We start from the raw sequence: 24,090 nt of genomic DNA, 5'->3' as shown, positions 1-24,090 counted from the left end.
AGGGTTGCTATGGCGGTCCAGGAGATGATGCGGGATGCCAGGGGGTGTCGGCGATCAACTGCCGCTCTCAAGCCTTCCAGGGAGTGCCTATGTGGTTTGAGTAGAACAGGTTCACCGACGTCCGGCTCGTAGTGCATCCGCTGGGCACCATAGAGGGAGAGATCCGCGTGGATCAGCCCGTCCGGTACAGGGAAGCGAACGGGATAAGACCCGACGGCGGTTTGAACTCCGTCTGTGTAAAGGCGAATATCCCAATCGAAGTAATCAACGTCGACCGTGTACTCGCGAAGCAGATCATCCTCGTGGTCACCGTCCTTCAGAGCAATCGAGAACGTCGACCGCCATACACACTCCCACCCACCGATAGGGCTTCGGTGCCCTACCGTTGCCTGCGCGGATCTTCTTTGATGGCTTGCGTCTCCTGCTCACTCGATCCAGGCTACCGGAGCACGTACCCGAACGCGCTCGGGCACAACCAAATCTTAGAAAAGAGTGCCAGCCAGCCTGACCACCCATCACCTATCGCGGGCTTGAAAGCGTCAGGCGTTTTCTGTGTGATTTATGTTTGGAGCGCTGTTTAGAACGAGAGTTTGTACGTGACACATCCTGATTGCGTTAGCGCGACGATGGTGTAAAGGAGAGTTTTAGGCCATTACGTCAGTGTTGACTGTTCTCAGGTGAAAGGTAATCGAAGGGTGGCAGACATGAATGCTAGCTTGAGGCAGGTGGTAGCACGTCGGTCTAGGGGCAGGGTTGTCGCTCTTGGAATTGCCCTGCTGCTCTGGCTTGCCGCTTGCGGAAGTAGCGATGATACTTCGTAGCCGGAAAACGTGGAAACCCTGACGACAGATCCGGTTGCGAGCGAGTTACCCGAGAACGAGACCGGTACGCCGGAAACCGATGACGATCCAACACAGGGGGAGTCAGATCGGTTAACTCCCGAAGTTGTGGTTCCCGCACTGGCTTCCGGTGAACCGACAAAACTACCGGACAATATGCATGCGCCTGACCTGGTTGATGGAACAACCCGCCTGATTGGTGAAACCGAGCTGGCAAGTATGTGGGTGGCTCGTTCCATGCCGGCACGAGGTCTTTCGGGGACGAGTGACGTGTGTCTTTTTGTGGGTTTACCAAATAAGCATGGCGATCTGGAGGAGTTTGCCGGGCGATGTTCGCCGTCGGAACAGATACACAGTATGGGTGACGGTGGGACATTCGATGGCCCGAACGTTCGGGGCCTGTCCTATGTTCTGATTCCGGCGGATGCTGACGGCACTCGGGTGGCAACCAGATCTGGGGAGCCTGTCGAAGGTTTTGAACTGCTCGAAAAGGACGGAACTCAGGTACTGCTGTGGCCTTTGGACATGCAGGGGGATGTTGACGAGCCACTCGTGGTGCCCCGAGATAATGGTGAGTTCCAGCTACCCGACTGGTAGCCCACTCTATGACCATCAGTGCATTCCGCAGCATCGTATTGCGCTTTGTGAACTGTGCTTTGTCATGGACGAGCACGGGGTGGGGCGACCGTGTGGCCGCCCCACCCCTACCGATAGGCTACGTGTTCTTAGGGTATCTGGTCCTTAGCTAAGTGTTAGCAACCGGGAATGATGCCGTTCCCAAACGCCTCGAGGACATGGCCGTAGGAGATGTCCGGCACCATGCGCTGGAGTTCCTCCGTGAGGCGGTTCTCCTGAGTACGGGTCTCGAGACGAACTCGCTGGGTCTTGCGACCGGGACGAATCATCTCGGCGGTTGTCTCACCCACCTTGCGGTGAAGGACGAGATCGCCGGATGCTCGGCTCAGCGTGATCTTCTCAAGCCCGTAACCCTGCGAATCTTCCAAGGTGACGGGAGCATCGAGTCGAAGTGCCAACCAGGACGCTATCAGGTACGTTGAGGCGTGCTCAAGAGATCCCTGGACCTTGGCCGATTCAACAGCCTCGAAGGGTGGCTCGTCGAGCATGGCAACGAGGTTGCCGCGCCACAGCGTACATCCAGCCCAGCTCATGTCAGTGTCGCCAGGGGTGTAGTTCTTTGCGAGATCCTTGAGGAGCGGAACGGGATTCGTGTGAGCGATCGTGTTCGTGATCCGTCGGTTCGCAAGACGCCCGATGGGATGCTCGGCCGGGTTGGCCGGAGCATCCTCGGACCACCAGACGACGACCGGTGCCTCGGGAAGGAGGAGGGGAAGAAGCAGGGAGGTGGGGTTCGCTCCTGCGCCACCGAGGGGACGCAGGATGATGATCTCCGAGACTCCGGCCTCTCCACCGACGCGTAGTTCGGCACCGAGGCTTGCCTCGTTGACGTCTGCCTGCGTGTCCGGCAGGTAGGCGATGATGCGACACGGGTGGGAGAGTGATGCTGCGTCCGCAGCATCGAGGGCTGCCTCGATCGACTCGTTCTTGCGAGCAACAACAATGAGGGTAAGGACCTTGCCGAGAGTGAGGGAACCGAACTTGTCACGCAGGTGGTCGAGTTCAGCGGCCACGTCGGCGGATGTGGTCGATGACAGGTGAAGAATCACTACGCTCTCCTCCAAGCACGACCGTCACGGGCCAGCATGTGGTCCGATGACAGTGGTCCCCAGGAACCCGGGGGATAGGTGTCGATCGTGTCGAGCGTGTCCCAATACTCGAAGGCCCTGTCCAGGATCTTCCAGGACTCCTCAACTTCCTTCTGCTGTGGGAAGAGCGGTGGCTCGCCCAGCAACACGTCAAGGATGAGTCGCTCGTACGCCTCGGGAGTGTATTCGGTGAACGCGTGACCGTAGGAGAAGTCCATCGTTACGTCGCGAACATTGAACGACGCACCGGGAACCTTGACACCGAAACGGAAGGTCACCCCTTCATCCGGCTGGATCCGGATGACGAGCGTGTTGTTGGACTGGCCCGCGGTCACTCGCTGCTCAAAGGGCAGGAAGTTGGGACGCTTGAACACGATCGTAATCTCGGTGACACGGCGTGCGAGACGCTTGCCGGTACGAACATAGAACGGGACGCCCTGCCAGCGGCGCGTACGCACCGCTAGGCGAAGGGCCGCGTACGTGTCGGTCACCGAATCGGCGGGAATGTTCTCTTCATCCAGGTAGGCCTTGACGAACTTGCCGCCCTGCCAGCCCTCTGAATACTGGGCGCGGATTGCCGACTGGTCGACCGGACCAAAGAAGTCGAGTGCGGACAGCACCTTCTCCTTTTCCTGGCGCAGATCGTGCGGGCTGAAGGAAACGGGTTCCTCCATGGCGGTCAGTGCGAGTAGCTGAAGGAGATGGTTCTGGATAACGTCCTTGGCCGAACCGACGCCGTCGTAGTAGCCGGCGCGGGAACCAATACCGATGTTCTCCGCCATCGTGATCTGCACGTGGTCGATGTGGTCGGAGTTCCACAGCGGCTCGTACAGTTCGTTGGAGAACCGGAGGCTCAGAAGGTTCTGAACCGTTTCCTTACCCAGGTAATGATCAATGCGGAAGACATCTTCGGGCGCAAATACCTCGGTCACCAGATCGTTAAGCTCCTGGGACGACTCGAGGTCGTGACCAAAGGGCTTCTCGATAACGACCCTCCGCCATCCCTCCAGATGCTCCGACAGCCCAGCTTCGCCAAGCTGTGTCAGCACCGTCGGGAACAGGTCCGGCGGAACCGCCAGATAGAACGCGTGGTTGCCGCCCGTTCCCTGCTGCTGATCGAGCTCGTCCAGCTTGTCGCCAAGATCCTGGAACGTCTTAGCCTCGTCGTACTGACCCATGACTACGGACAGCGAGCCCATGAATTGGTCGAAAACGCGCTGATCGAACTTTGTCTGTGCGAAGGTACGGATCGACTCCTCGACCATCTCCTCCAACGGGACCTTGAGCCGCCGCGCCACGCCGGTAATGGCGAAGGAGGGTGGCAGGAGACCGTGGGAGGCAAGGTCGTAGAGCGCTGGCAGGATCTTGCGGTCCGAGAGGTCGCCGGTAATGCCGAAGAGCACGAGGCTACAGGGCCCCGCGATCTTCGGCAACCGGCGATCCTCCGGATGTCTTAACGGATTCGTCACGAGTCCAGTTTGTCCTTCACGGTGTCGAGAAGCGAGTTCCAGGACTCTTCGAACTTGACGACGCCCTCATCCTCGAGCTGCTGGGTGACGTCACCGAGGTTCACGCCAACGCGTGCCAGGTCCGCGAGGACCGAGCGAGCATTGTCGTACTGGTCGCGTACCGTGTCACCACGAACAACTGAGCCCTCGAATGCCGCGTCGAGCGTCTTCTCCGGCATCGTGTTTACGACGCCTTCGGTGACGAGCTCGTCGACGTAAAGGGTGGGGGAGTAGTCGGGGTTCTTCGTTCCCGTCGACGCCCACAGGGGACGCTGCACGTGAGCGCCCTTGTCCTTGAGAGCCTCGAAGCGAGGCGAAGAGAAGAGCTCCTCGTATGCCTCGTACATGAGGCGTGCGTTAGCAAGAGCGACCTTGCCCTGAAGCTCGAGAGCCTCTCCACCGATCTCGCCGAGTCGCTTGTCTACCTCAGCGTCGATGCGCGAGATAAAGACGGAGGCCACGGAATGGATCGTTGCGAGATCAATACCGGCTTCGGCGGCCTGCTCGAGACCATCGATGTAGGCCTCGGCCACCGCACGGTACCGGTCGAGCGAGAAGATCAGGGTCACGTTGACGGAAATGCCTGCCGCGATCGTCTGGGTGATAGCGGGCAAGCCTTCTACGGTTGCCGGGATCTTGATGAGAGCGTTCGGGCGGTCAACAGTGTCCCAGAGTTGCTTGGCCTGGGCGACCGTCGCATCGGTCTCCTTCGCAAGGCGAGGATCGACCTCGATGGACACGCGTCCGTCATAGCCGCCCGTTGCCGAGTAAATCTCAGCGAACAGGTCGCAGGCCTCACGAACGTCGTCCGTGGTCATGGCCTCAACTGCGGCCTCGGCGCCCTTGCCCTTGAACGAGGCAAGCTGCTCCTCGTATCCATCGCCGGACGAGATAGCGGCCTGGAAGATCGACGGGTTCGTCGTGACACCAACAACGTTCTTCTCGGCGATCAGGGATTCGAGGTTACCGCTGGTCAGTCGCGACCGGGAAAGGTCGTCCAGCCAGATCGACACACCCGCGTCAGATAACTTTTGAAGGTTAGTCATTTTGCTTGTTCCTTACTTCAGGGAGTCAAGGGACTCGCGGGCTGCATTGACAACCGCCTCGGCGTTGATACCGAACTTCTCGAAGAGCAGTGCGCCGTCGGCCGATGCACCGTAGTGGTCGATACCAACCGAGCGGCCGCGATCGCCGACGATGCCGGCCCAGCCGAAGGTGGCGCCAGCCTCAACGGAGACACGTGCCTTGACATCGGTCGGGATGACCGAGTTGCGGTATTCGGCGTCCTGCTCATTGAACCATTCGAGCGAAGGCATGGAAACGACGCGGGCGCCGATGCCTTCCTTCGCGAGCTCCTCGCGTGCCTTCACAGCGTGCTGGACCTCGGAGCCGGTGCCGATGAGGACAACGTCAACCGTGCCGGTCGGGGAGTCAGCAAGGACGTAGCCGCCCTTGAGAACGCCCTCGGCCGAAGCGAACTCGTCGCGGTCAAAGACCGGGAGGCCCTGGCGTGAGAGGACCAAGCCGGCGGGGCGATCGTTGCGCTCGAGAATGCCGCGCCATGCGTACGAGGTCTCGTTCGCATCTGCCGGGCGGACAATGTCGAGGCCCGGGATTGCACGGAGTGCCCACAGGTGCTCGATCGGCTGGTGGGTGGGGCCGTCCTCGCCCACACCGACGGAGTCGTGCGTCCACACGAAGGTCGACGGTGCACCCATGAGAGCGGCGAGGCGAACAGCGCCGCGCATGTAGTCCGAGAACACGAGGAAGGTACCTGCGTAGGGGCGGGTGGTTCCCTGCAGGGCAATACCGTTGGTGATGGCACCCATGGCATGCTCGCGAATACCGAAGTGCAGGGTACGGCCGTAGATGTTGCCCTGGAAGAGCTCCGACTGGCGATCCTCGGGGAGGAACGACGGCTCGCCCTTCATTGTCGTGTTGTTCGAACCGGCGAGGTCGGCGGAGCCGCCCCACAGCTCGGGCAGAACCGGAGCAAGAGCGGTCAGGACAGCGCCGGAGGCGGCGCGAGTGGCGAGACCCTTCTCGGTTCCGAAGACGGGAAGTGCTTCCTCCCAGCCTTCAGGAAGCTCACGCTTAATGAGCCGGTCGAATAGGTCGGCACGCTCACCGGCGTTCTCACGCCATGAGTCAAAGGCAGGCTGCCAGGCTTCCCGAGCCTCAGCAGCACGCTTAGCGGCGTTGCCACGGGTGTAGTCGATGACCTCGTCATCAACCTGGAAGTCCTTCTCCGGGTCGAGGCCAAGGTTTTCCTTCAGACCCTTGATCTCGTCGGCGCCGAGGGCGGAACCGTGCGCAGCGCCGGTGCCCTGGGCCTTCGGTGCGGGCCAAGCAATGATCGTGGAGAGGCGGATAATCGACGGCTGGTCGGTGACCTTCTGTGCCTCGACGATGGCGTTGTAGAGGGCCTCGGGGTCCTCCTTGTAATCCGAACCACCGTTGGTCCAGTCCACCGTCTGGGTGTGCCAGCCGTAGGCCTCGTAGCGCTTGAGGACGTCCTCGTTGAACGCAATATTGGTGTCATCCTCAATCGAGATCTGGTTATCGTCCCAGATAAGGATGAGGTTGCCGAGATGCTGGGTGCCAGCAAGCGACGAAGCCTCGGAGGTAATGCCCTCCTGGAGGCAACCATCACCGGCGATGACGTAAACGAAGTGGTCGAAGGGGGACTCACCCTGAGGGGTCTCCGGATCGAACAGGCCGTGCTCGCGGCGAGCGTTGTAGGCCATACCAACAGCGGAAGCCAGCCCCTGGCCGAGCGGGCCGGTCGTGACCTCGATGCCGTCGGTGTGGCCAAACTCGGGGTGGCCGGGGGTAATCGAATCCCAGGTGCGGAGAGCCTTTAGGTCATCAAGCTCAACGCCGCCGCCCGTGAGGAACAGCTGGTTGTAGTGGGTCAGCGAGGAGTGACCGGCGGACATGACGAAACGGTCGCGACCAACCCAGCGGGGCTCGGCCGGATCAAAACGCATGACCTTATTGAAAAGAACGTAGGCGGCAGGTGCGAGAGAGATCGCGGTGCCGGGGTGTCCGTTACCAACCTTTTGAACCGCATCAGCGGCAAGAGCACGAGTCGTGTCGACAGCCCGCTGGTCGAGTTCGGTCCAGGTAAAAGATTGGGAAGCCATATGTGTCTCCTTGTAGATGCGGTGAATGTGGGCGGATGAGTCCGAGTCTAGTCTGCAAATGATCACGACTTCACGGATATCTCAGAATTTTCGCCAAGCGGGTATTTAGCGCGGGTAAAAGTGCAGGGACAATGCGCGCGGCAGTGTCGTTGGACACGCATCGGGTAGCACCTTTGCTCGTAAGCCGGGGCATAACGGACCGAAAGTCCTAGTTCACCACATTTTCCTTCTGGTACTAGGTTTTCGGCCATACTAGTGGGATAGACTGTGGCACCAACGGTCGTGAAAAGGTGGTTTGTGTGAGTCAGCGGTCAACGTCAGATCTCGAATTTGAGAACGTCGATTCTCCTACCGAGAAGGCCCCGCAACCCCTCCACCCGAGGGGAAAGAAACGGTCTATCGTCGCAGCATATATTGCTCTCACGAAGCCCCGTATCATTGAGCTCTTGCTGACCACGACGGTCCCCACCGTTATTCTTGCCGCGGGTGGATGGCCGACGTGGCAGGTCATGATTTCCTGCATTGTCTTCGGCTACCTCGCCTCCGGCTCGGCTAACGCCTACAACATGGTTCTCGACCGGGACATTGATGCCGTCATGAACCGGACCAAGCAGCGTCCCCTCGTGACCGGCGAGATCAGCCCGCGTGCCGCCACGATCTTCGCCACCGTTATCGGCATCATTTCGATTATTGGATTCGGTGTCTTCACGAACTGGCTGGCCGGTGCCCTGGCGGCGGTGGCGATCCTGCTGTATGTCGTGCTGTACACGATCATCCTGAAGCGCCGCACCGACCAGAACATTGTCTGGGGTGGAGCCGCAGGCTGCATGCCTGTCCTTATTGCTTGGGCAGCACAGACCGGCACGCTCGACTGGCCTGCTGTCATTCTCTTCCTTGTGATCTTCTTCTGGACCCCGCCGCACTACTGGCCGCTATCCATGAAGTTCAAGAAGGACTACCGGCGCGCCGGTGTGCCCATGCTTGGTGCCGTTGCCGACGATCTGACCGTTGCGAAGCGCGTCCTTGTTTATGCCGCCGCTACGATTATCGCAACCCTTGCTTTGATCCCGGTTGCGCCGATGGGCTGGATCTACTCGGTCGCGGCAATCTTGTCCGGCACCTGGTTCATGTGGTCCTGCATTGACCTCTTCCGTCATGCCCGCAACCCTGAGCTCGGTAAGCCGAAGGCCATGAAGGTTTTCCACGGCTCCATCTACTACCTCGCGATCGTCTTCATCGCAGTGGCAGTCGACCCGTTCTTCGTGTGAAACCACAGCGCGCTGTCGCCGGTTATCTGAACTCTATTGCCGTCGAGCGCTCCCTGTCCGACAACACCGTCTCCGCATATTCGCGAGACCTCGACCGTTATCTCGCGTACCTCGAGACCCTCGCCATTGAGAACCTGTCGGACTTAACGGGGGAGCAGGTCGCGGGCTTTGCCGAGTACTTGAGCGATGAAGGGCTGGCTCCGTCATCTCTTGCTCGCACGCTGACCGCGGTGCGGTCTTTCCACAAGTTTGCTCTTGGCGAGGGCTGGACCGAAGACAGTCCGGCCAAGGAACTTCAATTACCGAAGCAGGAGAGGCGGCTCCCCAAGCCCATCAGCATTGAGGAAGTCACGGCCCTGATCGATGCTGCGAGCATTCCCGATCCGCCCATCGGTCCCCGCGACCAGGCACTTATGGAAGTGCTTTACGGGACCGGGGCACGTATTTCCGAGGCAGTTGGCCTGGCCATTGATGATGTTGATCTGGAAGGCCACGCCGTACGGCTGTTCGGTAAAGGCCGCAAAGAGCGAATCGTTCCACTCGGCTCCTACGCAATCGACGCCATCGAGGCATACCTGGTTCGGGCCCGGCCGGAACTTGCCTCCAAAGGAAAAGGCACTCCCGCACTGTTCTTGAACACCCTCGGTCGGCCGCTGTCGCGCCAGTCGGCCTGGGCCGTTATCCAGGCCTGTGCTGATCGTGCCGGGATTACTTCCCATATCTCGCCCCATACTCTCCGTCACTCGTACGCAACACACCTCTTATCGGGTGGTGCGGATGTCAGGGTCGTTCAGGAGCTCCTTGGGCATTCATCGGTCACGACGACGCAGATCTATACGGCTGTGAGCATTGAGACTCTGAAGGAAACCTTTGCCACATCCCACCCGCGTGCACGATCGGCCCGCTAATTCGCTATTGTTGAGGGGTGACTGAAAACCCGAAGCAACCACCGCTCATGAGCGACCCGGAAGGAAACGACTTCCCGTACCCTCCCGAGCTTGATGGGCACGGCCCCGCCCGCATCATCGCCATGTGCAACCAGAAGGGCGGTGTCGGCAAAACAACGACATCCATTAACCTTGCTGCTGCCCTTGCCGAATATGGGCGCAAGGTTCTCCTCGTTGACTTCGATCCCCAGGGAGCCGCCTCCGCCGGCCTGGGAGTCAACGCCCGCGAACTTGAGCGCACGATCTACACGGAGCTGCTCGCCGCGAAGCCGAACATCGAAGAGATTATTCACCACACCTCCGTCGAAGGCCTCGACGTTGTTCCCGCCAACATCGATCTGTCGGCTGCCGAGATCCAGCTCGTCTCCGAAGTAGGACGAGAACAAACCCTGGCACGCGTCCTGCGTCCCGTCATGGACGACTACGACGTCATCATCATCGACTGCCAGCCCTCCCTTGGCCTGCTCACCGTCAATGCCCTGACGGCCGCTCACGGTGTCATCATCCCGCTCGAGGCCGAGTTCTTCGCCATGCGAGGCGTCGCCCTTCTTGTTGAGCAGATCGAGCGTGTTACCGAGCGCCTCAACCCGAAGCTCCGTCTCGACGGCGTTCTGCTCACCATGGTCGACAACCGTACGTTGCACGCCCGCGAGGTCATTGCTTCCGTTGAGGAGGGCTTTGGCGACCAGGTGTTCGACACGAAAATTTCCCGCACCGTGAAGTTCCCGGATGCCACCATTGCGGCCGAGCCGATCACGACGTACGCACCGAGCCACACTGGTGCCCTCGCATATCGCCGGTTAGCACGTGAAGTCATCGCACGCGGTCACAGTGCGTGATGAAGGGGCACCAGGAGTCGCTCTTCGACACGGAGAGCTCGCTCGGGTTTGACGTCACCCTTGATGTCTTCTCGGGCCCCTTCGACGTACTCCTGTCCCTCATAGCCAAACGACAACTCGACGTCACCGACATCGCTCTAGCCGAAGTCACTGACGAGTTCCTGGCCCACGCGCGCGCCCGAGCCGAAATGGACCTGTCCCAGGCCAGCGAGTTCCTCGTCATCGCCTCCACGCTCCTGGCCCTCAAGGCAGCGCGTCTCCTGCCCTCGACCGAGGACGACGAGGAAGACCTCGAACTCCTCGAAGCACGCGATCTCCTGTTCGCCAAGCTTCTGCAATACAAGGCCTACAAAGATCTCGCCACACTTATCGCCCGCACCCTTGCGGAGAACTCGCTGTCGTTCGCACGCGACGTTCCCCTTGAACAAGAGTTTGCGAACCTCATGCCCGAGGTTCAGCTGACCGTTAGCCCCGAGGGGCTTGCCGAACTCGCACGGCAGGTGCTTGAGCGCGACACGGCAGAACCGACCATCGGCCTCAGCCACCTACACGACCCGCTTGTTTCCGTTGAATCCCAGATTGATGTCCTCGCCGTCAAGCTCGCCGGGGGCAGATCAGTATCTTTCCGTGAACTCTGCGCCGACGCACCCACCGCAGCAACTGTCGTCGCACGTTTCCTTGCTGTCCTTGACCTGCTCCGCAACGGCCGTATCGCTATCTCCCAGGAGCAGGCACTGTCCGAACTGGAGGTGGCATGGACCGCGTAAACGCTCAGCACGGTGAAGTCGAAGCTGGGAAGCATGATTCTGAGCTTGGACAGAATGTGCCCGAGATTCGGCAGAACGATGTCGAGACTAGAAAGAATGAGCCCGAACCCACAGAACTGATCGATGGAGACTTGTTTGCAGGCGGAGAGGGTTCCGGCCTAGGGGAGGCGGACAGCTTTGACTTGCAGGCAGACAGATCCGACTTCCAGTTGGACAGTTCCGACTCGGTGGAGGTTAGTTCCGTCTTGGATGGTTCTGAAACGGATCCAACAGAATCGGATCATACAGAAGAGGACTCGTCTTTCTTGAACAACGTTGGTCAGGAGTCGTTAGAAACAGACAGCCCTGTCCGGGATGGTTCTCATGGCATCAGTCCTGAAGACATACGCGGTGCTCTTGAGGCGATCTTGATGGTCGTGTCAGAGCCCGTGTCCACGAGGTCCCTTGCTCAGGTTCTCGGTATCTCTGAGGCAGTCATTGATTCAACTCTTCGTGGACTTGCTGCCGAGTACCGGGGTGAGACGGGTCCGCGGCGCGGCTTCGAACTACGGGAAGCGGGGGAAGGATGGCGGATGTACTCCTCGCCTCGATACGCAGAAATCGTGGGGAGTTTCGTCACCTTTGGCCATACGGCAAGGCTTTCAGGCCCCGCTCTTGAGACACTTGCTGTGATTGCCTACAGGCAGCCAGTTACTCGTGCCCAGGTTGCCGAGATCCGCGGAGTGAACGTCGACGGCGTTGTCCGCACCCTCATGACTCGCGGCCTTGTGGAGGCGACAGGCCAAGAAGGAACCGGTGCTGTTCTGTATGGTACAACTGGATATTTCTTAGAAAAGATGGGGATGACATCGCTTGCGGAGCTTCCGCCTGCCTCCCCGCACCTGCCTGAGCTCGATGAGCTCGACGACATAGAAAAGGATCGACAATGAGTGAACAGGGCGAGCGCCTTCAGAAGGTCATGGCGCATGCTGGCGTGGGATCTCGTCGCGCCTGCGAAGACATTATTGAACAGGGACGAGTATCGGTTGACGGCAAGACCGTCACGCGTCTCGGCACCCGCGTACAACCCGGCCAGATCATCCGGGTCGATGGGGAAAGGGTCACGTTCGACGAGTCGAAGGTAACGATCGCCCTGCACAAGCCCGCCGGGATCGTCTCGACCATGGAGGACGAGATGGGACGGCCCTCGCTCGACCAGTTCGTGGGGGATCGCGATGAGAGGCTCTACCACGTGGGCCGCCTCGACCAGGAAACAGAGGGCCTTATCCTGTTGTCGAATGATGGCGACCTGACGCACCGCCTTACCCATCCCTCCTACGAGGTGCCGAAGACGTACGTGGCTACCGTTGAGGGACAGATCAACAAGGGTGCAACAAACCGCCTAGAGAAGGGCGTCACCCTCGAAGATGGTGTGGTCAAGGCCGACAAGGTTAAGATCATCGAAATGGGTCTGCCCAACTCGATCGTCGAGATCACCCTCCACTCCGGAGCCAACCACGTTGTGCGCCGCATGCTCGACGCCGTCGGTTTCCCCGTTGTACGCCTTGTTCGCACCCAGTTTGGAACGATCGGTCTCGGCCGGCTCAAGCCCGGCAAATCCCGTATCGTCGGTGGTTCTGAACTCGCGGTCCTTATGAAGTCGGTCGACCTGTGATCATTCGGATTGTTGGATCGGGCCTGCTCGGCACATCGATCGGGCTGGCCCTTTCCAAGGACCATGAAATCCAGCTCGTTGACGCGAGCCCGATCATGGCGGCACTCGCCGAAGACCTCGGTGCAGGTAAACAAGCATCCGAAGAATCCACTGCACCGGATCTCGTTATCGTTGCGACACCGCCCGACGTTGCGGCTGACATGGTTAACGATGCTCTGTCGTCATTCCCGCAGGCAATCGTTACCGACGTTGCCTCGGTCAAGAACATTGTCGTTGCCGAAGTGGAAGGCGGTAAGGAACGCTACGTCGGCTCCCACCCCATGGCAGGCAGGGAGCGCTCCGGTGCCATTGCCGCCGACGGTGACCTGTTTATTGGTAGGCCCTGGGTGGTTGTCCCGCACGAGACGACGATTCCTTCGGCCGTTGCTCTGATCAAGCAGATTGCCATGGAGGTTGGGGCATTCCCGGTGGAGATGACTGCGGAAGCTCATGATGCTGCCGTTGCCCGTGTCTCCCACGTTCCGCAGCTCATGTCGTCCCTGCTCGCCGCAACGCTGACTGAAGCCACTCCGACGAGCCTGGACCTGGCAGGTCAGGGACTACGGGATGTGACGCGTATCGCGAGTTCCGATGCGAAGCTCTGGTCAACGATCATTGCCGGCAACCCCGGCCCGGTTTCCACCATCCTTAAAGACATTCGCACCCGTCTCGACGGCCTTATCGACGGTGTTGACCGGATGGTCACCGAGGACTCGTATGCGGGTGTTTCCGAGGTCGCCAAGGTCGTTTCCGACGGCAATGTCGGAGTCTCCCGGATCCCGGGTAAGCACGGCGGCGCCCCCATGCGGTACGCAACCGTGACCGTTCTGGTTCCCGATAAGCCGGGCGAGCTCGGGCGCCTCTTTACGGAGACAGGCGAGATTGGGGCTAACATCGAGGATCTGACCCTTGAACACTCGAGGGCTCAGCCCGTGGGCCGCGCAGCGATTGCCGTCAATCCTTCCCAGGCACGTCCGCTTGCTGACGGGCTGGAAGAGCGGGGATGGACTGTTGCTTCGGTGGAGATGGAGGAAAACTAGTGGGCATCACAATCGCCATTGACGGGCCGTCCGGCTCCGGCAAATCAACCGTGTCGCGCGAGACCGCACGCAGGAATGGCCTTGCCTACCTCGACACCGGCGCCATGTACCGCGCCGCTACCTGGTGGGTTATGCACGAAGGTGTTGACCTGAATGACGAAGAAGCCGTGATCGAATCCGTTAAGAAGCTTCCCGTTACCGTTCCAGTGGACCCGGACGATCAGACCCAGATTTGCGCCGGTGAGGACATCACCGAAATTATCCGCACCGCGGAACTGTCGGCGGTTGTCTCGACCATTTCCTCCTACTACCCCGTGCGTGACATTCTCATCTCCCTGCAGCGGGACATCATCGACGCTGAACTGGAAGCCGACTCGTATTCGGGTGGTAAAGGCATTGTTGTTGAGGGCCGTGACATCACAACGGTGGTCAAGCCCGATGCCGATGTACGTATTCTTCTCATCGCTTCCGAGGAAGCTCGTCTCGCACGCCGTGCGAAAGAGATTTCCGGCAAGGCAGATGAGGAAACCATCGAAAAGACCAGGGACATTGTGTCCCGCAGGGACCGCGTCGATAGTGCGGTCACAAAATTCATGACAGCCTCCGATGGTGTGCACACCATCGACTCTTCGTCGATGAGCATCGACGAAGTTGTGGAAGCCGTCGAAGACCTCATGAGGAGGGCGACATGATCGACGATCAGTCGACGGAAGCGCTACGTAGCGCACTCGACCAGTACGACCTGACCGAGGAGGACCTTGCCGATCTTGAATGGCAGGGCGATGCTCCCGCGGCCAAGGAACGCCCCGTCCCTCCCGTCCTCGCGGTGGTCGGCCGCCCCAATGTCGGCAAGTCCACCCTTATCAACCGCATCCTCGGTAAACGAGTAGCGGTTGTGCAGGATACTCCCGGAGTCACCCGTGACCGCGTCCGCTACGACGCAATCTGGAACGGGCGCCCCTTTATTGTCGTCGATACGGGCGGATGGGAATCGAAGGTCAAAGGCCTTGACCTGTCGGTAGCCCAGCAGGCAGAGATCGCTATCAACGAAGCCGATGCCGTTGCTTTCGTTGTTGACGCCACTGTTGGAGCGACCTCAACCGATGAGGAAGTCGTCAAGCTCCTTCGCGGTTCCGGCAAGCCCGTTGTTCTGGTGGCCAACAAGGTGGACTCTGACATGCAGGAGGCGGACGCTGCCTACCTGTGGTCTCTCGGCCTTGGCGAGCCCTACCCGGTGTCGGCGCTGCACGGCCGCGGCTCCGGTGACCTGCTCGACCAGATCATGAAGATCCTGCCGCAGACATCCCTTGTGAACTCGCGCTATCGTTCCGAAGGTCCCCGCCGGGTTGCTCTCGTAGGGCGCCCGAATGTCGGTAAGTCGTCGCTGCTGAACAGGCTTGCAGGGGAGGAGCGGGTCGTTGTGAACGAGCTCGCTGGAACCACGCGCGACCCCGTCGATGAATTCATCGAGCTGGATGGCGAAGCCTGGACCTTTGTTGATACCGCCGGCATCCGACGCCGCGTCCACCAGACCTCCGGTGCCGACTTCTACGCATCGCTCCGCACCCAGAACGCCATCGAAAAGTCAGACCTCGGTCTTGTTCTTCTCGATGCTTCAGAGCCCCTGACGGAACAGGACGTGCGGGTTATCCAGCAGGTGGTTGATGCTGGTCGGGCTCTCGTGATCATCGCGAACAAGTGGGACCTGGTCGATGTTGATCGCCAAGAAGAGTTCAACCGCGAACTTGAACGCGAGCTTGTCCAGCTGTCCTGGGCTCAGCGGGTGAATCTCTCGGCGCTGACCGGTTGGCATACGAATCGTCTCTCGTCCGCGATGAATAACGCGTACGAGAACTGGAACCGCAGGATCACCACCGCGAAACTCAACAACTTCCTGGGCGAACTCTCTGCCGCGCACCCGCACCCGGTGCGCGGTGGCAAGCAGCCGAGGATCCTATTCGCCACCCAGCCGAGTGCGGCCCCGCCCAGGTTCGTCATCTTCTCGACCGGATTCATTGAACACGGCTACCGCCGCTTCATTGAGAACCGGCTTCGCGAAACGTTTGACTTCTCGGGAACACCGATCGAGATCTCCGTCAAGGTCCGTGAACGCAGAAAGAGGAAGTAGTCGATGAGGCTCGTCAACGCACTTGTTCGGAAGCCTTCACCCAAGCTTGAGAACGGGCTGCTCACCCACATGGCCCGCCAGGGGGTAGACGCAGACCTGGCACTCGCTGAGTGGGAGGCTTACTGCGACATCCTCCGCGACTGGGCAGAGGTTATCGAAGTCGAACCAGCACCGCACCAGGCTGACTCCGTCTTCATCGAAGACACGGCTGTTGTTTACGGCGACACCGCGGTTATTGCGAAGCCACGATTCCCGTCCAGGCAACCGGAAACGGTAGCGGTCGAACAGACTCTGCGGGAGCAGGGACTGAAGATCAAGCACCTAGCTGACTGGGGCTACCTCGAGGGAGGCGACATCCTCAAGTACGATGGCACCATCTGGGCCGGCCTCTCGACCCGCACGGATCTCGATGGACTCGACTGGCTAAAGCGTGGACTCTCCGCATACGAGCCGACGGTTGTCACAGTCCCGATGCAGCATGCTCTGAACCTGAAGTCAGCAGTATCTGCACTTCCGGACGGCACGTTTATTGCTCACCCGAAGGCGGCTCCGCCGGAATCCTACTTCCCGGGATATCGCAGGGCACTCGAGCCACAGGGCTCCCGTGTTCTCATCCTCGACGGTGAAACGATCCTCATGTCGGAGACCGCTACCGAAACCGCAGCGATGCTGAAGGCAGAAGGCTTCAACGTCATCACCACTGCCATGACCGAATTGGAGCAGTGCGAGGGTGGGGTCACGTCACTCTCTATCCGTATCCGGGAATAGTGGCATCAATAACGCTTTTAGCGGCCGGTCTAATTGGAGTTTTAACCTTCCGTTGGGCTAATCTTGAAAAGTCGCAAACGCGAACGGGCTGTGGCGCAGTTTGGTAGCGCACTTGACTGGGGGTCAAGGGGTCGTGGGTTCAAATCCCGCCAGCCCGACCACGTAAAACGCTGGTATATCAACGTAAAGTTGGTTGCCAGCGTTTTCTTCTCGGTAGAAACCCAACAAAGTACCTATAGGAGAACCCGGGAACACGGCTTCCGGATTCGTTCCGAATGGTATTGCAAATGAACGGACCAGCAGGGGCCTTCCAAGGAGGGTGTGGCGACCGCTCGCAAACGAACGGAGCACGTGATGATCCGCGACGACCTTGCCGAATGGTTGCACGATTCTGACCCAGCGCTACGCTGGCAAATCCAACGCGACATCCTGGGTGTGCCTGAGAAGGTATGGCAGGTGACTCGGACACGGGTAGCGACCGAGGGGTTTGGCGCCGAGCTACTTGCCCGGCAGGATACTGGTGGGCAGAGGGCGGGCGGTGCGATCTTCCCGGCAGGATGGGAGTCTGACACCGATGAGCCACAGCCCTGGACAGGTACCACCTGGGCGCTGAAAGACCTTCGCGAGTGGGGTGTTGACGCCGCCGACTTAGGGGACACCGCACAGTGGCTGAAAGCGAATCCTCGCTGGGAGTATGACGACCTGCCGTACTAGGACGGTGAGGTGGACTGCTGCATGAACTCCTGGACCCTGTCTAACGGTCTCTGGCTAGGGGCGGACGTCGATGATATCGTCGACTGGTTCTTGGAACACCAGCTCGACGATGGTGGCTGGAACGCGAGTGGGTCGAAGGAGCGACCGTCTCCTCGTTCCACTCCACACTCAACTCCCTCATCGGGTTGCTGGACCATCAACTCGCCACCGGGGACGCAGACCGTGTTCGCGCGGCCCGACACTGCGGGTAGGAATACGTCTTATCCAGGGGGCTTGTTCCAAAAGCTCTCGACCGGGAAACCCTTCAACGACTGGACATTGAGCCTCGCACATCCGCGCCGCGCCTACTAAGCGTTCTCGCTGCCGCGGATGACTTCCGTACCGCCGCTATCGCCGATGGCACATCACCGGATCCTCGGAGAGTGGGCGATCGAGCACATCCGCGCGCAACGACAGCCAAACGGCAATTGGCTCCAAGGCCACCAGCTACAAGGAAAAGTCTGGTTCCACATGGACGCCCCACCGGCGAGCCATCCAAATGGGTCACCCACAAAGCGATCCGCGTCTTCGACTGGTGGGACGCGCAAGCCTGACAACATTCCGCCAGTGCGCCACAAAAGTGCTGCGATCCTTTAGCAGTGACGAACCATCCCGGTACATTTATCGTGAATACTTCGATTAGTTCGACTAGCAGGGGTGGGGTAATGAGTGACATTGCGAAGCCGGTGCCCGAGCCGACAGACGCAGAGTTAACCACGGAGCGGGCAGCGGACATGCTGAACGTGTCTCGCAAGTTTCTGATCGGGTTGCTCGATAACGGGCTGATCGCCTACCGTACGGTCGGCACACACTGCCGGATCACGGCCTCGTCCTTGGTTCGCTATCTGCAGGAGGACGACGCGCGCCGCTCGGCTGTAGCGAACGAGTTGGCGGCGGAGGCTCACACGCTCGGACTGAGCTGATAGCGCTGGTTGTCTGTGACGCGAACGCGCTCTACCCCTCTACGTTCTGATATGTGCTGATCCGGGTTGGGCTGGCGCGGCTAGCATTGGAGAAGAGGACGGACCAGATTCTCGATGATGCGTCCGGTAACCTTTGAACGAACCGGTCCGGCCGCGATCCGGCCAGCCTGGAGCGCGCCCGGAGGTTTTGGACGGGATCGCACTTCCTGTCGACCATGTTGCGGACCATGTGGACTTTGGCTACGCGATCACCGGTGGGATTGGCGGACGGATCGATGTATCTGGATCTCGCCGAGCATGACAGGCACCCCTCGCATACTGTGGACCTCAACGAGCAGGTGATGGTGTCTGCTCAAGATTGAGGAGTACGCGATGACTCCAGAACAAATCGCACGGGTAGAGAAGATTCGAGATCTGATTGCCGATGAGCCGGACGTGCGTGAAGTGTCGATGTTCGGCGGTAGGTCCATGATGGTCAACGAAAGGATGATTGTTAGTGCATTGAAGGACGGTGGGCTGCTGGTTCGGGTTGACGCTGAGCAACATGACAAGTTGCTTGAACGTCCTGGGGCCATGCAGGCGGAAATGGGGAAGGGGCGTGACATGGGGCCGGGATGGATTGAGGTATCGGCAGATGTCATCGCTGATGACCAGCAGCTATCGGACTCGGTTGAGATTCCCATGGTCCACAACCGGCAGGTGACGAGTAAATAGATTTGGAGATGCCGGGGTCGCAGCTTCGAGAGGATGAAGATGCTTGCTCATGGGTCGGTGCCTGCGGCAAATGGATTCGTTGCGCTAGCCCGAGTCCCCGCTGTTGCATCTGTCTTGTGCTTTCAAGAATCGCTGACTGTTAGCATTATTGGGAATCTTTGAAAGGACAGCAATGGCGCGCGGCAACAGAGATCAGGAGTTTCACGAGGCTATCCGGGAGACTCTTGGTCCAGTGGATGACGAGATCTTCTATGCTGTCGGCGCTAGTACTCCTGATAAGAAGCAGATAAGTCGAGTGGAGTCGCTGCTACCGGTTGAAGTCCCGTCCGAGTTTGTTGCCCTTACGAAGCGGACCAATGGTGTCTCGATCATTGCCAGGCCTGAAGCATGGCCGGAGCCTGAACTGTTCTCCGTGGCTCCCGCGTGGACGTTTTGGCGGGGCGTTGTTCTTCTCGGCTTCGATGTTGAAGATTTACCGGAATGGGCCAGTATCCTGACCGCAAGCGAAAAGGTAGCCGAGTGGGGCGTAGGAAGCGTTGTCCCTCTCATCATGGTTCTTGGGGATGGATCCAGGTTCTGGGGTGTCGATGCTGATGGAACTTCGGTTCTGATCACCGAAGGTGAGGTCGAGAAACTCGAAGCCACGATTCCGGAGATCTATGCCGAGCAGATTGCTGACCTCGTTGAACGCCAGCGAGAGATAGCGACGCCCACAAACAACTGAGCAACGCTCGTGAAGGAGTGTGCCGTTTGCAATGAATGCTCCGTGGAAGCGAAGGTAGAAGTCGTTGTTACAACCGATGTGAGTGAGAGACTTACGGCGGCGGCTCCGGCATATGAAAATTCATCCAGACCGACAAGCCGATGATCAAGAGTCCGCTGATCCGGGTCATTATGAGGGCGAAAGAGGACGGCTCGTGATACTCGGGGTCCCGATAACGAAGCGTATTCATGATCTCGAACTGGCTGCCGGGGCAAGTAGCGACCAGGCTCCGAAGGCGGCTAAGAGCAGGAGAAGAAATTCCACGGTTGCGCTCCTGTGTGGGCTGCATTTTAACGAGTGTAAGAGCTGGCACCGAAGGTCGACGGGCTAACGGGTGGTGCCTGGTCCCCACCTGCGGGCGAAGGAAGTTCCCGATGGAACAATGCCGCTGTCGTCGATAAGTAGAATATGGGAGCTAAAATGCTCCGGAGCAGGCGTGGCTTCACCGATATAAGTTTCCTTCCTTTCACGCCATTGAGTGCGGCTCATGGACAATAATGGTGTGTGCAGGATGTTGCCAGATGTGTGGGATTGCCAAAGGAAGCTATTGTGTCGGACGAAGTTGAGCTGATCGCGGACGGCAATGGTGTCGCCGTTATTGGCGAGAAGACAGCCGTTGAGCAGTTTCTGGCGGGTGCCGGTATGGAAGCAAAAGAGCTTGACCTCAGTATGCTCCGCACGGGGATGAGTCGGGGAGCGGCTCTCACTCAGGCTGGAGCTGAGGTCACCGCTAATTTCGGCAGGTGGCTGAAGCTCACCGAAGAGTCGGCGGAGGCGCTCAAGAAGGGAACAACACTGAAGGGTTCCTCGAAGACAACATTTCGCGGGACGCTCATAGAGGACGGGAAGTTTACTCAACACCTTCAGTTTCTGAGAACACCGGGTGCGGCCCTGACTAATCCGGCTCTACTGTCGGGCGTGGCCGGGCTCATGGCGCAGCAAGCCATGGAGCACGCCATGGAGGAAATTACCGATTACCTCAGAACAATCGACTCCAAAGTGGATGACGTCCTTCGGGCACAAAAGGATGCTGTCTACGCCGACATGATCGGCGTTGGTCTCGTGCTCGACGACGCATGCGTGACAAGACAGGAAGTCGGACGCGTTTCCGAGGTGACTTGGTCGAGTATTCAGGGCTCTCATCAGATCATTGCGAAAACACAGGCCTATGCACTCCGCCAGATCCAGTGGCTTTCAGAGAAGATTGAGAAAGAAAACCGGGTTGATGAACTCGCCGAGCTTGTACGCGACACCGAGAAGTCTGTCGTGGAATGGTTGGCTGTCCTCGCCCGGTCTTTCCAACTGCAAGACGTACTCGGGGTGCTCGAGTTGGATAGGGTGCTTGATGCGTCCCCCGAGGAACTCGACGCCCACCGGAGGTCGCTGGTCAGGGCGCGGGAAAAGCGCAGGACCGAGATCGCTCAGACAACCGCCAACCTCATCGAGCGGATCAACGCGGCTGCTGCGATCGGCAAGGCCGGCGTCCTGTTCAATCCAGTGAACGGAAAAAGGATTGTGGAAGCCGGGAACGAGACCCTCCACGACATCAGTGCTTTTGAGCAGAGTATTGGGATCGAGTCCTCAGCAACCGAGATCGAAGGACGTGGCTGGAAGGAAGCCATCGGTGACCTCAAGGATGACATTGTCGATAAAGGTAGTGACGGCCTCGACGCAGTAAAAAACGCCAGCGGAGCGGCTCGGGACCGAGCAAGGGACGTGAGCACCGGAGCGATGGAACGTGCTAAGAGTGTTGGAAGTGGTGCAGGTGACCGGGCTCGAGATAGTGCCAGCAGACTCCGTTCAGGCATGCCCAAAGGTGTGAACCGGTTCCGTAGGAGAAAGGACGACGGAACCGGTGAAGGTAAGGAAGTTCCCGAGACCAGGGTCTGATAACGAGGGTCCAGTTGGCCTACTTCGTGTGGTCGGATTTTCCGGCTGCGCCGGTGGACGATGAGTAATGCCTTCCATTTTGATTGGATGGGAGACTCAACGGTGCCGCGGTCTGTCTGGTTGTCACGGTTTGTATTGCAAGATGTCGGGAGCAGTGGATGTCATGAAGGTTGATCATAAGAAGGAACCGCACTACCGGGCGAAAAAGGGTTCACTCGACTACCTGACGGTTCCTCCCATGGACTTTCTGAAGATTGATGGCATGGGCGACCCGAATACCTCCGAGGAGTACCGGGATTCTCTCGGGGCTCTGTACCCGCTTGCATACCGGATAAAGTTCTTCAGCAAGATTGAACTGGGTCGCGACTACGTGGTGATGCCATTGGAGGGTCTCTGGTGGGCAGATGACATGAACGCGTTCACCTCAGGGCTCGACAAGACATCGTGGCGGTGGACGATGATGATCATGGTTCCGAACTGGATCACGGCAGACATAGTTGAGCGGTGTCGAGTTGATGTTGTGATGAAAGCGGATGCTCCACGGCTCATTGAACAGGTTCGCTTTGAGAGATTTGATGAAGGGGACGCACTGCAGACCCTCCATGTTGGTCCCTATTCTGAGGAAGGTCCCGTCATTTCAGCAATGCACGAGAAGATCGCTGGAGATGGTCATGCCCTGTCGGGAACACATCACGAGATCTACCTGAGCGATCCACGCAGGACACATCCAGCGAAGCTGGAGACGATCCTTCGGCAGCCGATCAGATGTTCATATCCCTGCGGCGATAGCCTAGGAAGCCCACTGTCGTGAAGACAATGGTGATGAGCGAAAGGACGGTCACCCCGACGAAGTCGGGATCGGCCACACCGACGTTGGGCAAGTGGTAAAGGGGAGAGATCGCTAGCGCCCAGTTCCACAGGTTGAACGTCGGGCCAAGGATCGTGAGGGCAAAGGTCGCAACAATACCTAACCAACCAACGAGCCTTCGTGATGGCACTGCGCCTACCGCAAGGAGAGCGAGCCCGACCAGCACCGAGGCTCCGGGGATCGTGACCAGGGCCTGGTGAAGCACCTGCCAGGTGTTAATAGTGGGTTCGCTGGCGTGGGCGACGATCCCAAGGAAGAGTCCACCGACGAGAAGTGCAAGAGCGGTTCCGGCAAAGGCAATGATGGCGTGGGAAGCCAGATACTTCTGTCGAGACAGTGAACCAGCAAGTAGCGGCTCCGCCCTTTTGCTCGCCTCTTCGGAATGAATCTTCATGATCACCTGCACACCCATAACCGCGGCGATGATTGCGAGGATCTTGAGGATCATGCCGAGGAAAGCGAAGGACATGGTCGCCGCAAGGTCGCCTTCCCCTCCCTGGAGGAATGGAATACCAGGGCTGTTCGCCATGATTTTGTCGATAGTGGTTACCAGTGTGCCAAACAGGGCGCCAAGCCCTACGAATGCGATGAGCCAGCCGACGATGCTCGGCAGGTGGAGTTTCAGGGAATGGCCCCAGATAGTGCGGGCAAGACCGGCGCGGGGCCGACCGGGACGCTGTGGCAGCATGCCGAAACCAAAGTCGCGTTTGGACTGAAGAAGGAAGGCTACGGAAATAAGAAGGATGGCAAAGCCGAGTGCCAACAGAAGTGGCCAAGGATTATTCGCGGTACCCGGCCTGATCTCACCGAGCCAGCCCAGGGGAGTGGCCCAGGATGCCCAGTTGCCCAGATCGCCAGTGTCGGCGTACCCACGCAGGACGTAGATGATGCCGAGAGTTGCTATCGATAGGCTGGTCGCTCCTCGAGCATCGCCACTCAACTGTGAGCCGAGCGCGGCAACGCCGGCAAACATCAGGCCAGAGGCCGTGTAGCTAGCGCTCAGCAACACTGTTGGGATAACCCCGCCGCCACACAGGACGGTGACAACGAAGCAGACGACGCCAAGTGCCAGGGAGGCGATTGCTGCCATGAACACTGCGACGGCTAGCCGAGCACCCCTGCCCATAACTCCCGATGCCAGCAGTTCTGCCTGCCCGGAATCCTCTGCGGCCCTCGTGTTACGGACAACGATAAAGATCGTCATGAGACCTGAGAAGAATGCGCCGAGCTGACCGGCACGCCAGGCATTAAACCCGTCGGAGGTCAGCATGTTGTGGGCCGGGCCAAAGACTAAAGACAGGGCGGGATTGGACCCCATGGCATTCGCCAGTGCCATGCGGTCCGCCTGATCCGGAAACACCCAGAGATAGGCGAGGATCGAAGAAGCGGAGAGAACCGTGATCAGGGCAATCCACGGAGCAATGAGAAGGCGGTCCTGCCGGAGGGACACCACGAGGAGGGGTTTGATGCCGGCGGTCCGGTTGGACTGTGTGGATGCCTCAGCCGTCACCG

General features: G+C 59.3%; 22 protein-coding genes and 1 tRNA gene. 18 read left to right on the top strand and 5 right to left on the bottom strand.

From position 1 onward, the window contains the following. Positions 1-830 precede the first annotated feature (830 nt). On the top strand, positions 831-1,436 hold the full coding sequence (locus ACTHUY_RS09990) for a hypothetical protein (RefSeq protein ID WP_441675184.1): 606 nt from the start codon (positions 831-833) through the stop codon (positions 1,434-1,436). 155 nt (positions 1,437-1,591) lie between these two features. On the opposite strand, the gene ACTHUY_RS09985 is transcribed toward ACTHUY_RS09990, so the two are convergent. The 4 genes from ACTHUY_RS09985 to tkt are packed head-to-tail and all read right to left on the bottom strand — an operon-like array spanning position 1,592 to position 7,217. Continuing rightward, entirely contained in the window at positions 1,592-2,524 is a 933-nt protein-coding gene (locus ACTHUY_RS09985) for a glucose-6-phosphate dehydrogenase assembly protein OpcA (RefSeq protein ID WP_441655134.1), read from the bottom strand. After that, entirely contained in the window at positions 2,524-4,032 is a 1,509-nt protein-coding gene (zwf, locus tag ACTHUY_RS09980) for a glucose-6-phosphate dehydrogenase (RefSeq protein WP_441655135.1), read from the bottom strand. The genes ACTHUY_RS09985 and zwf overlap by 1 nt, the downstream gene beginning before the upstream one ends. Next, entirely contained in the window at positions 4,029-5,117 is a 1,089-nt protein-coding gene (gene tal / locus ACTHUY_RS09975; protein WP_441655136.1) for a transaldolase, read from the bottom strand. The genes zwf and tal overlap by 4 nt, the downstream gene beginning before the upstream one ends. Before the next feature lie 12 nt (positions 5,118-5,129). After that, the gene (tkt, locus tag ACTHUY_RS09970; protein ID WP_441655137.1) at positions 5,130-7,217 is read right to left on the bottom strand and encodes a transketolase; all 2,088 of its coding nucleotides are present in this window, start codon (positions 7,215-7,217) and stop codon (positions 5,130-5,132) included. 299 nt (positions 7,218-7,516) lie between these two features. Here tkt and ACTHUY_RS09965 point away from each other — a divergent pair, with 299 nt between their 5' ends. From ACTHUY_RS09965 to ACTHUY_RS09885, 17 genes are all read left to right on the top strand, one after another. Next, entirely contained in the window at positions 7,517-8,485 is a 969-nt protein-coding gene (locus tag ACTHUY_RS09965) for a heme o synthase (RefSeq protein ID WP_441655138.1), read from the top strand. Beyond that, on the top strand, positions 8,482-9,393 hold the full coding sequence (gene xerD, locus ACTHUY_RS09960) for a site-specific tyrosine recombinase XerD (protein ID WP_441655139.1): 912 nt from the start codon (positions 8,482-8,484) through the stop codon (positions 9,391-9,393). The genes ACTHUY_RS09965 and xerD overlap by 4 nt, the downstream gene beginning before the upstream one ends. Positions 9,394-9,440: 47 nt before the next feature. Continuing rightward, entirely contained in the window at positions 9,441-10,271 is an 831-nt protein-coding gene (locus ACTHUY_RS09955; protein ID WP_441655172.1) for a ParA family protein, read from the top strand. Next, positions 10,271-11,038 carry a segregation and condensation protein A gene (locus ACTHUY_RS09950; RefSeq protein WP_441655173.1) on the top strand — a complete coding sequence of 256 codons (768 nt, stop codon included), beginning with the start codon at positions 10,271-10,273 and terminating at the stop codon, positions 11,036-11,038. The genes ACTHUY_RS09955 and ACTHUY_RS09950 overlap by 1 nt, the downstream gene beginning before the upstream one ends. Positions 11,039-11,406: 368 nt before the next feature. Then, on the top strand, positions 11,407-11,967 hold the full coding sequence (gene scpB / locus ACTHUY_RS09945) for an SMC-Scp complex subunit ScpB (protein WP_126704925.1): 561 nt from the start codon (positions 11,407-11,409) through the stop codon (positions 11,965-11,967). After that, positions 11,964-12,692, top strand: a complete 729-nt coding sequence (locus ACTHUY_RS09940) for a pseudouridine synthase (protein WP_441675183.1) — start codon at positions 11,964-11,966, stop codon at positions 12,690-12,692. The genes scpB and ACTHUY_RS09940 overlap by 4 nt, the downstream gene beginning before the upstream one ends. Beyond that, a complete protein-coding gene (locus ACTHUY_RS09935) occupies positions 12,689-13,771 on the top strand; it encodes a prephenate dehydrogenase (RefSeq protein WP_441655141.1) in 1,083 nt (360 codons plus the stop codon). The genes ACTHUY_RS09940 and ACTHUY_RS09935 overlap by 4 nt, the downstream gene beginning before the upstream one ends. Further along, a complete protein-coding gene (gene cmk, locus ACTHUY_RS09930; protein ID WP_441675182.1) occupies positions 13,771-14,463 on the top strand; it encodes a (d)CMP kinase in 693 nt (230 codons plus the stop codon). Before ACTHUY_RS09935 ends, cmk begins: the two co-directional genes overlap by 1 nt. Next, a complete protein-coding gene (gene der, locus ACTHUY_RS09925) occupies positions 14,460-15,899 on the top strand; it encodes a ribosome biogenesis GTPase Der (RefSeq protein ID WP_441675181.1) in 1,440 nt (479 codons plus the stop codon). The genes cmk and der overlap by 4 nt, the downstream gene beginning before the upstream one ends. A 3-nt stretch (positions 15,900-15,902) precedes the next feature. Then, a complete protein-coding gene (locus ACTHUY_RS09920; protein WP_441655144.1) occupies positions 15,903-16,667 on the top strand; it encodes a dimethylarginine dimethylaminohydrolase family protein in 765 nt (254 codons plus the stop codon). A gap of 84 nt (positions 16,668-16,751) precedes the next feature. Continuing rightward, positions 16,752-16,828, top strand: a tRNA-Pro gene (locus ACTHUY_RS09915). Positions 16,829-16,988: 160 nt separating this feature from the next. After that, positions 16,989-17,381 carry a hypothetical protein gene (locus ACTHUY_RS09910; protein WP_441655145.1) on the top strand — a complete coding sequence of 131 codons (393 nt, stop codon included), beginning with the start codon at positions 16,989-16,991 and terminating at the stop codon, positions 17,379-17,381. Positions 17,382-18,085: 704 nt separating this feature from the next. Then, positions 18,086-18,343, top strand: a complete 258-nt coding sequence (locus tag ACTHUY_RS09905) for a helix-turn-helix domain-containing protein (RefSeq protein ID WP_441655146.1) — start codon at positions 18,086-18,088, stop codon at positions 18,341-18,343. 372 nt (positions 18,344-18,715) lie between these two features. Continuing rightward, on the top strand, positions 18,716-19,057 hold the full coding sequence (locus ACTHUY_RS09900; RefSeq protein ID WP_441655147.1) for a TfoX/Sxy family protein: 342 nt from the start codon (positions 18,716-18,718) through the stop codon (positions 19,055-19,057). 172 nt (positions 19,058-19,229) lie between these two features. Next, on the top strand, positions 19,230-19,781 hold the full coding sequence (locus tag ACTHUY_RS09895; RefSeq protein WP_441655148.1) for a hypothetical protein: 552 nt from the start codon (positions 19,230-19,232) through the stop codon (positions 19,779-19,781). A gap of 588 nt (positions 19,782-20,369) precedes the next feature. Beyond that, positions 20,370-21,710 (top strand): hypothetical protein, encoded by a 1,341-nt coding sequence (locus ACTHUY_RS09890; RefSeq protein ID WP_441678641.1) that lies wholly within the window; start codon positions 20,370-20,372, stop codon positions 21,708-21,710. Between the two features lie 163 nt (positions 21,711-21,873). Then, on the top strand, positions 21,874-22,521 hold the full coding sequence (locus ACTHUY_RS09885) for a GyrI-like domain-containing protein (protein WP_441655150.1): 648 nt from the start codon (positions 21,874-21,876) through the stop codon (positions 22,519-22,521). On the opposite strand, the gene ACTHUY_RS09880 is transcribed toward ACTHUY_RS09885, so the two are convergent. Further along, positions 22,472-24,088 carry an ABC transporter permease gene (locus ACTHUY_RS09880; protein ID WP_441655151.1) on the bottom strand — a complete coding sequence of 539 codons (1,617 nt, stop codon included), beginning with the start codon at positions 24,086-24,088 and terminating at the stop codon, positions 22,472-22,474. The two genes, ACTHUY_RS09885 and ACTHUY_RS09880, sit on opposite strands and share 50 nt — an antisense overlap. Positions 24,089-24,090: the final 2 nt, after the last annotated feature.

Source organism: Flaviflexus sp. (assembly GCF_052087705.1).
Classification (GTDB): Bacteria; Actinomycetota; Actinomycetes; order Actinomycetales; family Actinomycetaceae; genus Flaviflexus; species Flaviflexus ciconiae.
Note: the sequence above shows the minus strand (reverse complement) of the source record. Positions and strands in the feature narration are given on the sequence as shown.